The sequence below is a fragment of the Nonomuraea sp. NPDC049684 genome, assembly GCF_044465345.1.
Taxonomy (GTDB): Bacteria; Actinomycetota; Actinomycetes; order Streptosporangiales; family Streptosporangiaceae; genus Nonomuraea.
Genome location: NZ_JBITLO010000013.1, coordinates 54,352 through 67,121, shown reverse-complemented (window position 1 = coordinate 67,121; position 12,770 = coordinate 54,352). Strand labels below are relative to the sequence as shown.

Here is a 12,770-nt window from a genome sequence, read left to right as displayed (position 1 = left end):
TGACGAAGAGCACGGAGAACAGAGCCGACGGCGTCCGTCGGCGACCGATGCGCGGGAAGGTGTCAGGTCTAGAGAGCAGGCGGCGTCATGCGCGCGAAGTCCTCACGAAGGGGGTCAGGGGGGCGGCTGTCAGCTCAGGCGGGCGCGCAGCAGGCAGAACCAGGAGGCGTCCCGGCCGGGGACGATCGGTTCGGAGACGCGGCAGGCCATGATCGGCACCCTACCGGCCGCCGGCCGCCGCCCTCCAATGCTTTACGGCCCCCCGGCGGCGTGCGGCCCCGGCGTCCGCGGCGATCACTTTGCAGTGGCTTGATCACGATCGTTCTCTCTCCGGGTACGTGAGCTGATACACCCTGTAAGGGAGGGGGCGGGCGATGACCGTGAGGATGGCATGGGTCTGCGCGCTGCTGGCCGTGGTCGCCGCGGTGATCCCGCCGGCGCTGAGCGCGAAGCGCGCCAAGCAGCAGCCGTCCGCCGGGGCCCGCGCCGACCTGTCGTCCGTGCCGTTCGGGGTGTTCCTCGCCTCCGACTGGCGCGGGCCGCACCTGCTGGGCGCGTTCGAGTCGTGGCTGGGCGCGGAGGTCCGGGTGGGCCGGACGTACGTGCCGGGCGAGGCGTGGAACGCCCTGGGCGGGCCGGACTTCGTGCTGCAGCCGTGGATGCGGTGGCGGGCGGCCAAGCCGGGGCGCATGCTCGTGCTCAACGTGCCGATGGTCATGCCGAACGAGGGCGGCCTGCCGGACGAGGCGGTCGCGGTGCTGCTGAACGCCGGCGCGGACGGCGCGTTCGACCCGTACTTCGACCGGCTGGCCCGGACGCTGGTGGCCGGGCGCGCGCCGGACACGGTGATCGTCCCGGGCTGGGAGATGAACGGCCTGACCTACTCCAGCCGCTGCTCGGCCGACCCTGAGGCGTGGCAGGCGTACTGGCGGCGGATCGTCACCGTGATGCGGGCGGTGCCCGGGCAGCGGTTCCGCTTCGACTTCAGCCCCAACCGGGGCCCGGACGCCATCGGCTGGACCGAGTGCTACCCCGGTGACGACGTGGTCGACATCATCGGCATGGACAGCTACGACCAGGGCCCCGGCAACCGGTTCGCCGACTACGTCGACCAGCCGTACGGGCTGGAGGCGCAGGCCGACTTCGCCGCCGCGCACCGCAAGCCGATCTCCTTCCCCGAGTGGGGCCTGTTCCGGTACGGGGACCGGCCGGAGTTCGTGCGCGACATGCTCGACTGGATCGCCCGGCACGACGTGGCCTACCACTCGATCGTGGACTACTGCCCGCACGGCGTCTGGCAGTGCCCGGCCAACCCGCGGTCGTCGCGGGTCTTCCGGCAGCTCATGCACGACCCCGGCTTCCGGCGCGGCCCGTCGGCGCCGCCGACCTCCCCGCCCGCCACGTCCCCCGCCCCGACGTCCCCGCCCGCGCCCTCCCCCGCGCCGGGCGGGAGCGGGCCCGAGCCGGGCGGGAGCGCGTCGCCGCCGGCTCAGCCGCGCCCGGCCGTCACCTCCGCGCCCGTGGCGGCACCGGCCGCTGGCTGACCCGGCCGGGCCAGGCGCAGCGTGTGCGCCGCCAGCCGGTCGAGGGTGACGCCGAGGTCGAACTCGGCCGCCCGCGACGGCGCCGCCCGTTCCTCCGCCAGCCGCACGGCCGGATCGGCCAGCCGGGCCACGATCGCCGCGGCCAGCGCCCGCGGGTCCTGCGGCTCGACCAGCGCCCCGGTGGCCGGGGTGACCACCTCCGTCAGGCCGGGGACGGCGGCCGCCACCACGGACCGCCCGCAGGCCATGGCCTCCAGCACGGTCAGCGGCAGCCCTTCCCAGCGGGAGGGCAGCACGACCAGGTCGGCGGCGGCGTACCAGGACCGCGGATCGGCGCTGGCCCCCGGCATGAGGACGCCGGGCGGCGCCTCGCGGCGCAGGCGGGCGGCGTCGTCCCCGTCGCCGACGAGTGCCAGGCGGGCGTCCGGCACCCGGGCCGCGACCTGCGGCCAGGACTCCACCAGCAGGTCCTGGCCCTTCTGCCGGGTGACCCGGCCGACGCAGACGACCAGCGGCCCGCGCGGAGGCAGGCCGAGGCCCCGGCGGGCGGCGACGCGCTCGTCCGGCGTGGCGGGACGGAACCGGGCCAGGTCCACGCCGTTGCGGACGACGGCCAGCGGGCCGCACACGCCCGCGTCCCCGGCCTGCCGGTGCTCCCCCTGGCCGACGCAGAGCACCAGATGCGTCCACCGGGTGGCGGCACGCTCCCAGGAGGCGGCCGCGGCGGCCAGCGCACCCCCGCCGGCCAGCCAGGACCAGCCGTGCGGCTGGAACAGCGTCGGCACGCGGCCACGCAACACCGCCCGGCCGACCAGCCCGGCCTTGGAGGAGTGCAGATGCACCACGTCGGGACGGAACCGGCGCACGATGCGGCCGAGGACGGCGGCGGCGGCCAGATCCGCCGGATGCGGCGCCCGTACGGCGGGCCAGGGCAGCCGCCGCAGCCCGAGGGCGGCCAGCCGCTCGCCGAGCGGTCCGCGCGGCGGCGCGGCGACGGCGACCGTCCAGCCCCGCCGGCGCTGGTCGGTGCAGGCGCTCTCGACGTAGGCCGCCACGCCGCCCTCGGTGGGCTGGGTGACGTGCAGCACGCGCGGGGCGTGCGGGATGAAGGTCGTCATCGCGGCCTGCGCAGGGCCCGGTCGAGTGCCGCCCAGCGGCCGCGGAGCGTCCGGCCGCCCACCCGGGCGCGGGCGGCGAGGGCGTAGAGCGTCGCGGCCGGCGTCCTGGCCAGCAGGAGCCGGTTGCTGACCGCCGGCCGGCCGCCCCACTTGGTCTTGTGGGACTCGGCCCCGCGCAGCAGCGACATCGTCGGCCGGCCCAGCCGGTGCGCGAGGCCGAGGTCGGTGCGCAGCAGCAGGGTCACGACGTCCAGCCGGTCCCGCAGGTCGGGATGGGTGCCGTAGAGGTAGCCGCCGACGAAGTCCTTGCCCACGACCAGCAGGTCCACCGCGACGACCCGGCCGTCCAGGTGGTATTCGGTCAGCTTCGCCTGCCGGTCGGCCACCAGCCGCCGGGCGGCCCGCGCCAGGTGGGCGTGGAAGCGCGGCCGGGTGTGCTCGACGTTGATGCCGCGGCCCTGCCACTGGAGGGCGTGCAGGTCGAGCAGGCGCGCGACGGCGTTCTCGGCCTCGGCGGCCGGCACGTCGCGGACCTGGATGGGTGCCTCGTCCACGCGTCTGAGCTCGCGGCGCAGCTTGGTGCCGTGCCTGCCGGGCAGCCCGGCGAGCAGCTCGTGGAGGGGGACGCCGGGCAGTTCGACGCAGGTCGAGGCGGGCAGCCGCCAGGAGCGTCCAGGCCAGGCCGCCGCGAGCCGCTCGGCGTCGGCCCCGGGGCGTACCTCCGGCAGGTCGAGCACGTCCCATCCGGGCAGCTCGGCCAGGGCCCGGCCGAGGGCCGCCGGCAGGTCGGGGTCGCCGTCCTCGATCAGCACGTCCGTGTAGTCGGACTGGTCGCCGCCGAGCGGCCGCAGGACGCGCAGCCCCGCGCGGCGGACGGTCATGACGGGGGCGGCGGCCACCAGCCGTCCGCGCCGGCGCAGCAGCACCGCGTTCAGGCCCGGGTCGTCGCCGTAGGTCTCCCACCAGGACGACAGCCAGGCGTGCGACTGGAACGGCGTCGCCGCCGGGGAGCGGTCGTGCAGGCCGGCCCACTCCCCCGCCAGGGCGCGCAGGCGTTCCGCGCCGGTCACGACCTCGGCGGCCAGGTCCGGGGCCTGGCGGATCGCGGTGGTCATGCCGACGCCGTCTCGGCCGGCCGGCGCGCGGGCGGGACCCGCCGGTCGTCCGACCGTCGCCCGGCGGGGGCCGCCAGCCACACCAGGGCGGCCAGCAGCAGGCCGGCGGCCGTGCTGACGGCGGTGGCGAGCAGGGGGCGGGGCGAGCTGGGCGTGGCGGGCGGCACGGCGGGCGCGAAGCTGGACAGCCGGACGCCGGTGTCGGCGCTGTGCCGGTTGGCGTAGGCGGTGAGCGCGGCCGTGGCGCTGTTGGCCCGCCGGGCGGCCTCGTCCGGGGTGGCGGCCAGGGCGGCCAGCCGGATCAGCGGCGCGTCCGGCGAGGCCGACGCCTGCAGCGTGGTCCGCAGCAGCTCGCCGTCGGCCAGGTAGGCGTCGCCGGTCCCGGCGAGCAGGCCGGGGTGGACGGTCACCCTGGCGTAGGCCTGCGCGAAGTCGGCCTCCTGGGTGGGCACGCCGGGCCGTACCGAGCTGACGACCGCGTAGGCGTCGGCGGTGTAGACGGGCTCCTGGGTCAGCGAGTACGCCAGCCCCGCCCCCATGCCGATCAGCGGGAGCGCGAGCAGGGACCAGGTGCGGAGCGCGCCGGCGGCGCGCTGGACCGGGTGAGTCATGACAGCCTTTCCTGGTGGCGCCTGGTGAGCAGGCGGTCGTAGAGGTCGTGCAGGCGCCGGGCTTGCCGGCGCACGTCGTAGCGGTCAAGGGCCGGAGGCGGCGGCAGGCGGGTGCGAGGTCCGGCGAGGAGCGCGGCCAGCTCGGTGGCCAGCCGGTCGGGCGGCACCCGGCGGGCGCCGGGCACCGTCCCGGGGGGCAGGTCGTCGATCGCCGGGCAGGCGCCGTACAGCACGGGCAGCCCGGCGGCGAGCGCCTCGACGACGGCCAGGCCGAACGTCTCCTCCTGCGAGGGGGCGGCCAGCACGTCCATGGCCGACAGCAGGGCGGGCACGTGCACGCTCTCCCCGGCGAAGACGACGCGCCGCCCGACGCCGAGCCGCTCGGCCAGCGAGCGCAGCCGGGGTTGTTCCGGGCCTGCGCCGACGAGCAGCAGCACCGCGCCGTCCAGCCGCGGCAGCGCCTCGACGAGCAAGTGGAAGTTCTTGCCCGCCACCAGGCGGCCGACCCCGCCGACGACGAACGACTCCGGCGGGATGCCCAGGCTCAGCCGGGCCCGGCTCGCGGCCCGCGGATCGTGGCGGAAGGCGGTCAGGTCCACGCCGTTGGGGATGGTGACGACGCGCGCGGTCGGCAGGCCCCAGCCGTGCAGCCGGTCGGCCACGGTGGGCGAGACGGCGACGACGGCGTCCGTCAGCCGGGCGCTCGCCCGGTACAGCGTGCGGACGGGCGCCGTGACCGGCCGTCCCTCGATGTGCCGGGCCCCCGCCGAGTGCTCGGTGCTGACGACGACCGGCACGGCGGCCAGCCGGGCGGCGAGCGGCGCGTAGACGCAGGCGCGGTACAGGTGGGCGTGCACGACCTGGTAGCGGCCGGCGCGCATGAGGCCGGTGAGCCGGGGCAGCGCCCGCAGGTCCCGGTTGCCGCCCATGCCGACGGCGCGCACGGGCGTGCCGGCGGCGCTGATGGCGTCGGCCAGGGTGCCGGGCCGGGTCAGGACGGCGACCTCGCTGGCGCAGTCCATGTGCGGCAGGAGCGTGCGCAGCTGCTGCTCGGCCCCGCCGGCGGCCAGCCCGGTGATGACGTGCAGGACCTTCATCGGGGCCGCCCCCAGCGCAGCCGGTGGCAGGCGGTCTTGGCCAGCAGCCGGGCGGCGGTGTCGCGGTCGCCGACGTAGCGGCGGGGCAGGGCGTGCGGCCCGGCGAGCCGGCCGGGGCGGACGGCGCAGGCGTGCTCGTAGCCGGCCTGCCGGACGGCGGCGATCTCGCGGGCGGTCAGCTCGCCGTAGGGGTAGGCGAAGCCGGTGACGGGGGCGCCGAGCACGTCCTGGAGCATGAGCTTGCTCGTGGTGAGCTCGTCGGCCAGCTCGCCGGGGCCGGCGGCCGGCAGGTGGGGGTGGCTGCGGGTGTGGGAACCGATCTCCATGCCGGCGGCGGCCACCCGGCGCAGCGTGCCGGCGTCCATCAGGGGGCGGGGGCTGACGCCGCGGTCCCAGGCGTTGTGGCCGCCGATCCGGCCGGCGACGACGTACACGGTCGCGGTGAAGCCGTATCCGGACAGCACCGGGACGACGTCGGTGGCGAAGTCGGCGTAGCCGTCGTCGAAGGTGAGCCCGACGAGCCCGCGCCGGTCGCCGGGATGGTTCAGCAGTTCGCGCACCGACACGCCGCGCAGCCCGCGCCGGGCGAGCCAGCGTATGTGCGCGGCGAAGCGCTCGGGGGTGACGACGATGTCGAAGGGGTCCTCGCCGCGCTCGGCGACGGAGTGGTACATCCAGATGAGCGGCAGCGCGCCGATGCGCGTGCTCATACGCGCTCTCCTTCCCTGACGGTCGTGACGGCCCTCCGGAGCGGCGACAGGCCGAGGCGTTGGAGACCGGCCAGCATGAGCGCGGCGGTCACGGTGATCCCGGCGGCGTTGGCCAGCGCGATGCCGCCCTGCGCCATGCCGGGGACGAGCGCCGCGGCCAGCACCGCGGTGAGGGCCAGCCCGGCGGCCATCGCCAGGGCCGGGTACCACAGCCCGCGCCACCCTCCGGCGCAGAAGTAGGCCCGGCAGACCACGCCCACGACGGTGTGGCCCAGCAGGCCGATCGTGTAGAGCCGCAGGACGTGCTCGGTGGCGGTGGCGGCGGCGTCGTCGAAGGCGCCGCGGCGCAGCAGCACGCCCACGATCGCGGGCGCGAAGGCGACCAGCAGCGCGGCGGCGGTGACCGTGACGGCCGCCGCCGTCGCCAGGTCGCGGGCCAGCAGCCGCCAGGCCCGGCGAGTGTCGCCCGCGGCGATGCTGCGGGCCAGGTGCGGATAGGTGACGGTGGCCAGCATCAGCGAGACCACCATCGGCACCTGGGCGATCTTCTGGGCGTAGTTGAGATGGGAGATCGCGCCCGCGGGCAGGTCGGCGGCGAGCACCCGCTCGACCAGCACCTGGCCCTGCCGCAGCAGCGTGAAGGCGATGATGGGCAGCAGCGCGGCGACCGGCAGCACCAGGCGCCGGGGCAGCCGCCGGGGCAGGCCGACCCGCCGCAGGTACGCCGGCGCCTGCATGGCCACCATGAGGACGGCGCCGGCGGCGACGCCCCACGCGGCGGCCCGTACGCCGAGCGCGTCGTGCCAGAGCGCCAGGGAGCCGACGAGCGCCAGGTTGTATGCCAGGCCGGTGGCGGCGGGCGGGCCGAAGACGTGGTGGGCACGCAGGGCCGCGCTGGCGTACCCGGCCAGCGCGAACGGCACGATGCAGCCGCAGCAGATCCGCCAGCACTGGACGGCCAGCCCGCCCTGGGGCAGCCCGGGGGCCAGCGCCGCCACCAGCCAGGGCGCGCCGGCCGCGGCGCAGACGGCGACGGCGGCCAGCGCGGCGGTCAGGGCGGGCAACGTCCGCTCCACCAGCGCCGCCCGCTGCCGTGCCCCGGCCGCCGTGCTGAACAGCGGGACCAGCCACAGGGCCATCGCCCCTTCGATGAGCAGCGGCGCCGCGGTCTCGGGCACGGTCCAGGCGACCAGGAAGGCGTCGGTGTCGGCGTTGGCGCCGAACAGCGCGGCCATCAGCAGGTCGCGGACGTAGCCGAGCGCCGAGCCGGCGCCGACGAGCATCGTGGTGAGGGCCGCGGCGCGCAGGTCGGCCGCGCCCCGGCTCAGCACGCGGGCCGCCGCGACGGGAGCGCGGCGGCGCCCGTCCAGCCTGTCGCCAGGCCGAGCATGACCGACATGACCAGGCTCGTCGCGCCGCCGATGTCGGCGTAGGCGAAGTCCACCGCCAGCCACGTCACGAAGCCCGCGGCGGCCAGCCCCGCCGGACCGGATCGGCCGGGCCGGGTCAGGGTGCGCACGAGGGCCCCGCCCACGAGCAGCGCGAACGCCGCCAGGCCGAGGAGCCCCTGCTCGCTGAGCACCAGCAGGTACATGTTGTGCGGGGACAGCAGCGGCTCGCGGCGGTATCCGCCGGCCGGGTCCTCGACGTCGCTGCCCGAGGACAGGGCCAGCGGCGCGTAGGTGTCCCGCCAGGCGGCGAACCCCTTGGGGCCGACGCCGGTGACCGGGTGGTCCCGCCACATGCCGGCCGCCGCCTGCCAGAGCTGGTACCGGTCGGCCACCGACCGGTCGGGCTGGTCCACCGAGGTGGTGATGGAGGCGGCGCGCTCGGCGATGACCCCGCCGGCGGGCCCGACCAGGAGCGTCAGGAGCGTCAGGAGCACGGCGGCGGCCACGGCGGCGATGGCGGCCCGCGCGGCCAGCCGCGCGCCGCGCAGCACGAGCATCACCGCGACGGCGCAGGCCACCGCGAGCCAGGTGCCGCGGCTGAGCGACATGACCAGCGGCGGGCACAGCGCCGCCGCCGCGACCAGGGCGGCGGCGCGCCGGGCCGGGCCGCCGGTGAGCGCGACCGCCAGGGCGATGATCAGCCCGAAGCTGACCACGCCGGCCAGCGCCATGACCTCGCCGGCGCCGAACGTGCCGACCGCCCGGATCGGCAGGCCGGCGTAGGAGGCGCCGCTGCCCGTGAGCGCCTGCCAGCAGCCGAGCCCGGCCTGGACGATCGACACGGCCGCGACGGCTCCGCCCACCAGCAGCAGGTCGGACCGCTGCCGCACCGCCACCGTCACGGCGACCGGGACCAGGACGAACACCTGGAGGAACCGGGCCAGGCCGGGCAGCGTCAGCAGGAAGTCGGGCGCCGCGAGCGCGGCCACCGTCGCGGCGAGCGCCGCAGGCGCGGCCAGCAGCGCCCACCGGCCGGGCCGCGCGCCGCCGCGCGCCAGGCTCACCGCGACGGACGCCAGCAGCGCCAGCGACATCAGGTCGGCGACCCGCGGCTGGACGACGTCGGCGGCGCGCGGTCCGTCGGGCACGCACACCGCGATCACGGTCAGCGCGGCCCACAGGCTGGGACGGGCCGGCAGGCGGCACAGGGACGGCAGGAACGCCCTGATCACGATCGTCCCGGCCACAGCAGGCAACCGACCGTCCGGATCATGATCTTGATGTCGCGGCGCAGGGACCAGGTGTCGATGTAGTGGTTGTCCAGCCGCGCCCGGTCCTCGATCGAGGTGTCGCCGCGCAGGCCGTGCGTCTGGGCCCAGCCGGTGAGGCCGACGGGCAGCCGGTGGCGTCGCCCGTAGTGGTGGTCGCCGCGGGAGAACAGCTCCACGAAGTGCGGCCGCTCGGGCCGGGGGCCGACCAGGCTCATGTCGCCGCGCAGCACGTTCCACAGCTGCGGCAGCTCGTCCAGGGAGCAGGAGCGCAGCAGCCGCGCCGCGCGGGTCAGGCGGGGGTCGTCGTCGATGCTCCAGCGGGTGTCGGACTCGCCGGCGCGCAGCGGGGCGAACGTGCGGAGCTTGATGATCTCGATGGGCGTCCCGGCCATCCCCACCCGGACCTGGCGGAACAGCACGCCGGGCCCTCCCTGCCCGCGCAGCAGCAGCATGCAGGCGGCCAGCACCGGCGCGCTGACGACCAGCCCGGCCGCCGCCAGCACGACGTCCAGGGCGCGCTTGAGCGGCCAGGACGCGCGCCGCTGCGGCAACGGCCGCATGCGCAGCATCGGGAATCCCCGGACGTGCTCGCCGGCGGGGACGAAGTCGACCAGCACGCCGCCGGGTTGCGGCGCCAGGTACACCGGGTACCCCGCCTGCCGGGCCTGTTGCGCGAGCCGGTGGGTCTGCTCCTCGCCGCCCGGCGGCGGGGCCAGGACGACCACGCGGGCCCGGTGCCGGCGGGCCATGGTGAGCAGGGTCTCCGGATCGTCCACGATGGGCGCGTACGGGGCCTGGCCCAGCACGTCGCAGGCGCCGCCGACGGGCAGCAGGCCGTACTCGGTGTGCCGCAGCAGGGTCAGCGCGAGGTTCCTGGCGTGCGCGCCGGACCCGGCGACCAGCGTGGGCACGCGTGCGCCGCGGCGGCGGGCCTGGCGCAGCACCGCGCAGACCAGCCCCCGCCCCACCAGCGTCAGTCCGAGGTAGACGGCGACGATCCGGGCCGACTCGCCCGTCCAGACGGCCAGCGTCGTCTGGTGGTCGAGGGCGGCGACGGTCAGCGCCCCGGCGATGGCGGTGGCGCATCCGCCGCGCCACATCCATCCGTCCATCACGGACGGCGACAGCCGGATCCGGTACGTGCCGCCCGCCAGGTTCAGCAGCACGAGCAGCCCCGCCGCCAGGCCGGCGAGCAGCGCGCCGTACCCGGCGTCGAGCACGGGCGCGGCCAGCGCGGCGGCGTCCACGCTCGCGTCGGCGAGGGAGCAGATGGTCCAGCAGGTCACCGGACGCCGCTGGCCGGGGGCGTGGCGGGGAGCGCCTCGCTGCGACAGCGGCATGCCCTTTGACGGGGAGTGCGGGAAGGGTTCCTCTTCCCGAAGGGGTGTGACCATATCTGCTCCACTGCGGAAAACAACGGCGATCAATTCAGAGCGTGATATCCACGAACAGGGGGTGGATATGCCTGTCTTGCTTATCGCGAAAATTCGCTCATCTTTGGCCTCCATTCTGATAATCGCCCCGATTCGCGGGCAGCGACCAACTTACTTGGAGGGTTCACGGGTACGGCCGTGCGGACGGGATGGCGTCCCACAAAGATTGCGAATTTTCGGGTGTCGCGAAGCTCCGCTATTTGTCCCGGTTCGCCGTTCAGGTAGCGATGAAGATCTTTGCCGGGCCATGGCGGCGGTATGACGCCGCAGGACGTCGTGGGAGATCAGCCGGGGGCCGGGGCTCGCCGCCCGGCGCCGGCTGTCGAGCCGCGAACGGCGGACATAGTCTGAATTGCCATTATCGCCGCACCCGCTGAACCGGGCGATGGAGACATTCCGTCCGTCGATTTCCGGACGTTTTCGCGGCCGGTACGGCTAACCCCGGCCGAACAGCCGTCCGAGCTGGTGGTCGACGATCGCCTCGGCGTCCTCGGCGCTGTAGTGGCCGATGAGGAGGGGGTTCACCAGCCCTTGGGCGAGGGCGAACAGCATGTCGGCCTCCTTGGCCGCGTCGACGTCGGCGGCCACCTGCCCGGCCGCCTGGGCCGCCCTGAGCTGACCGGCGTAGAAGTCGAGGACGATCGGCAGGCCCGCGCGCAGCAACTCGGCCAGCGGCTCGCTCACCACGGAACGGGCGAGGAAGGCCAGCCCGACGCGTGCCTCGAAGCGGCGCTCGTCGTCCAGGGGCAGGAGTGCCAGGAGCGCCACGCGCAGCAGGCCGAAGGGGGTGCCGTCGTGCGCGGCGGCGGCGACCCGGGCGCTGATCCGGGTGTTGAGGTGCTGCAGGGCCAGCGTGAGCATCTCGTCCTTGCCGGCGAAGTAGTGCTGCACCGCGCCCATGGACATGCCGGCCTCGGCCGCGACCTCGCGCAGGCTGACGCTGTGCATGCCCTTGGCGTCGATGACGCGGTGCACGGCGTCGGCGATGTGCCGCCGGCGGGTCTCGTGGTCGACGATCTTCGGCATCGGTTCCCAGGTTTTTGTCATGCGGTCGCATTGTGAAGCGCGGGCCCGCCGTTTACCATGCGAGTGCATGATAAACGGCGGGCGGGGAGGGCGTCATGCGCGTACTGATCGTCGGCGTGGGCACGCGGGGGGACGTGGCCCCGTACACGGGGCTGGGCGTGCGGCTGCGGGACGCCGGGCACGAGGTCGCGATCGCCTGCCATCGGCCGCACGCCGCCCTGGTGACCGGCGCGGGCCTGGAACACCGCGACATCCCGGGCGACCCGCTGCCCCTGCTGCCCGCGGGCAAGGGCGGCGCGCGGGTCTCCCCCTCCGCGAAGCTCGCCATGTTCGCCGAGTACGCCGGGCAGGTCTCCGACGGCATCGTGCGGGCCGCGGCGGCGGGGGCCGACGTCCTGCTGCTCAACGTGGCCGCCTCCGCCGGAGAGCACGTGGCCGAGGCGATGGGCCTGCCGAGCATGGGCGTGCACCTGCAGCCGGTGGCGCCGACGGGGGACTTCCCGCCGGTCATGAGCGGCCTGCGCCGCTCGCTCGGCCGGTGGGGCAACCGGACGGCGGCCCGGCTGCTCTTCGCCGTGCCCTCGCCCGCGCACGCCGGGTCGGCCAAGGCGTTACGGGCCCGGCTCGGGCTGCCGCCGATCAGCTCGCGGGAGGCGTACCGGCGGCGGGAGGCCGCGCGGTGGCCGGTCCTGCACGGGTTCAGCCCGGCGGTGCTGCCCCGGCCCGCCGACTGGCGGGACGGGCTGGAGGTGACGGGCTACTGGTGGCCGGCGCGTCCGGCCGGATGGCGGCCCGACGCCCGGCTGAGCGACTTCCTGGCCGCGGGCCCTGCTCCGGTGTTCGTCGGCCTCGGCAGCCAGGCGGGCCCGCGCGCCGAGCACTACACCGACCTGGCCCTTCGCGCCCTGCGGCGGGCCGGGCTGCGCGGCGTGCTGCAGACGGGCGTGCCCGGGGCGCTGGACGACGACGCGCTCGGCGTCGGGGACGTGCCGCACGACTGGCTGTTCCCGCGCATGGCCGCCGTCGCCCACCACTGCGGCAGCGGGACCACGGGCGCCGGGCTGCGCGCGGGCGTGCCCGCCGTCGGCCTGCCCGCGCTGAACGACCAGCCGTTGTGGGCGTCCCGGCTCGCCGCGCTCGGGGTGGGCCCGGCCGCCGTCCCCTTCCGCAGGCTGTCTCCGGAACGGCTCGCCGACGCCCTGCGCGCCGCCGTGAGCGAGCCTTCGTACCGGCGGCGGGCCGCGGAACTGTCGGAGCGGATCGGGGCGGAGGACGGGAGCGCGGCCGTGGTGGCGGCCGTGGGCAGGCTGGCGTGACCATGGCCTAGACGACCGGGCTGTCGGTGACACGAGGACACCCTCCTGGAGACCTGTCTGGAGGTCACCCCGCCCGACGTCGCCGTCCCCCGGCGAGCGCGGTCCGCTCCGGCGCGGCGACCTGTACACGACGACGGC

Annotated in this window: 11 protein-coding genes; 2 read left to right on the top strand and 9 right to left on the bottom strand. The window is 76.2% G+C overall.

From position 1 onward, the window contains the following. The first annotated feature begins 374 nt into the window (after window positions 1-374). Window positions 375-1,544 carry a glycoside hydrolase family 26 protein gene (locus ACIBST_RS34055; RefSeq protein ID WP_397177684.1) on the top strand — a complete coding sequence of 390 codons (1,170 nt, stop codon included), beginning with the start codon at window positions 375-377 and terminating at the stop codon, window positions 1,542-1,544. Here the strand turns inward: ACIBST_RS34055 and ACIBST_RS34050 are convergent. The 9 genes from ACIBST_RS34050 to ACIBST_RS34010 form a co-directional block, all read right to left on the bottom strand. Continuing rightward, window positions 1,490-2,662, bottom strand: coding sequence for a glycosyltransferase (locus ACIBST_RS34050; protein WP_397177682.1), 1,173 nt, complete (start codon window positions 2,660-2,662; stop codon window positions 1,490-1,492). The genes ACIBST_RS34055 and ACIBST_RS34050 overlap by 55 nt on opposite strands. Further along, a complete protein-coding gene (locus ACIBST_RS34045) occupies window positions 2,659-3,777 on the bottom strand; it encodes a GNAT family N-acetyltransferase (protein ID WP_397177681.1) in 1,119 nt (372 codons plus the stop codon). The genes ACIBST_RS34050 and ACIBST_RS34045 overlap by 4 nt, the downstream gene beginning before the upstream one ends. Continuing rightward, window positions 3,774-4,388 carry a hypothetical protein gene (locus tag ACIBST_RS34040; protein ID WP_397177679.1) on the bottom strand — a complete coding sequence of 205 codons (615 nt, stop codon included), beginning with the start codon at window positions 4,386-4,388 and terminating at the stop codon, window positions 3,774-3,776. Before ACIBST_RS34040 ends, ACIBST_RS34045 begins: the two co-directional genes overlap by 4 nt. Next, window positions 4,385-5,485, bottom strand: a complete 1,101-nt coding sequence (locus ACIBST_RS34035; protein WP_397177677.1) for a glycosyltransferase — start codon at window positions 5,483-5,485, stop codon at window positions 4,385-4,387. Before ACIBST_RS34035 ends, ACIBST_RS34040 begins: the two co-directional genes overlap by 4 nt. Next, window positions 5,482-6,195 carry a polysaccharide deacetylase family protein gene (locus ACIBST_RS34030; protein ID WP_397177675.1) on the bottom strand — a complete coding sequence of 238 codons (714 nt, stop codon included), beginning with the start codon at window positions 6,193-6,195 and terminating at the stop codon, window positions 5,482-5,484. Before ACIBST_RS34030 ends, ACIBST_RS34035 begins: the two co-directional genes overlap by 4 nt. After that, a complete protein-coding gene (locus tag ACIBST_RS34025; RefSeq protein ID WP_397177673.1) occupies window positions 6,192-7,526 on the bottom strand; it encodes a lipid II flippase MurJ in 1,335 nt (444 codons plus the stop codon). The genes ACIBST_RS34030 and ACIBST_RS34025 overlap by 4 nt, the downstream gene beginning before the upstream one ends. Then, window positions 7,520-8,833 (bottom strand): O-antigen ligase family protein, encoded by a 1,314-nt coding sequence (locus ACIBST_RS34020; RefSeq protein WP_397177671.1) that lies wholly within the window; start codon window positions 8,831-8,833, stop codon window positions 7,520-7,522. The genes ACIBST_RS34025 and ACIBST_RS34020 overlap by 7 nt, the downstream gene beginning before the upstream one ends. Further along, entirely contained in the window at window positions 8,815-10,197 is a 1,383-nt protein-coding gene (locus ACIBST_RS34015; RefSeq protein ID WP_397177669.1) for an exopolysaccharide biosynthesis polyprenyl glycosylphosphotransferase, read from the bottom strand. Before ACIBST_RS34015 ends, ACIBST_RS34020 begins: the two co-directional genes overlap by 19 nt. A 528-nt stretch (window positions 10,198-10,725) precedes the next feature. Continuing rightward, complete coding sequence (locus ACIBST_RS34010; RefSeq protein ID WP_397177668.1) at window positions 10,726-11,337, bottom strand: TetR/AcrR family transcriptional regulator; 612 nt, start codon at window positions 11,335-11,337, stop codon at window positions 10,726-10,728. 74 nt (window positions 11,338-11,411) lie between these two features. On the opposite strand from ACIBST_RS34010, the gene ACIBST_RS34005 reads away from it, so the two are divergent. Next, window positions 11,412-12,632, top strand: a complete 1,221-nt coding sequence (locus ACIBST_RS34005; RefSeq protein ID WP_397177666.1) for a glycosyltransferase — start codon at window positions 11,412-11,414, stop codon at window positions 12,630-12,632. The last annotated feature ends 138 nt before the right edge of the window (window positions 12,633-12,770 follow it).

Bases quoted from the DNA above. Each gene is read 5' to 3' on its own strand.
- ACIBST_RS34055 (WP_397177684.1), top strand. From the start codon at position 375: ATGACCGTGAGGATGGCATGGGTCTGCGCGCTGCTGGCCGTGGTCGCC.
- ACIBST_RS34005 (WP_397177666.1), top strand. From the start codon at position 11,412: ATGCGCGTACTGATCGTCGGCGTGGGCACGCGGGGGGACGTGGCCCCG.
- ACIBST_RS34010 (WP_397177668.1), bottom strand. From the start codon at position 11,337: ATGACAAAAACCTGGGAACCGATGCCGAAGATCGTCGACCACGAGACC.
- ACIBST_RS34045 (WP_397177681.1), bottom strand. From the start codon at position 3,777: ATGACCACCGCGATCCGCCAGGCCCCGGACCTGGCCGCCGAGGTCGTG.
- ACIBST_RS34040 (WP_397177679.1), bottom strand. From the start codon at position 4,388: ATGACTCACCCGGTCCAGCGCGCCGCCGGCGCGCTCCGCACCTGGTCC.
- ACIBST_RS34030 (WP_397177675.1), bottom strand. From the start codon at position 6,195: ATGAGCACGCGCATCGGCGCGCTGCCGCTCATCTGGATGTACCACTCC.
- ACIBST_RS34035 (WP_397177677.1), bottom strand. From the start codon at position 5,485: ATGAAGGTCCTGCACGTCATCACCGGGCTGGCCGCCGGCGGGGCCGAG.
- ACIBST_RS34050 (WP_397177682.1), bottom strand. From the start codon at position 2,662: ATGACGACCTTCATCCCGCACGCCCCGCGCGTGCTGCACGTCACCCAG.
- ACIBST_RS34015 (WP_397177669.1), bottom strand. From the start codon at position 10,197: ATGCCGCTGTCGCAGCGAGGCGCTCCCCGCCACGCCCCCGGCCAGCGG.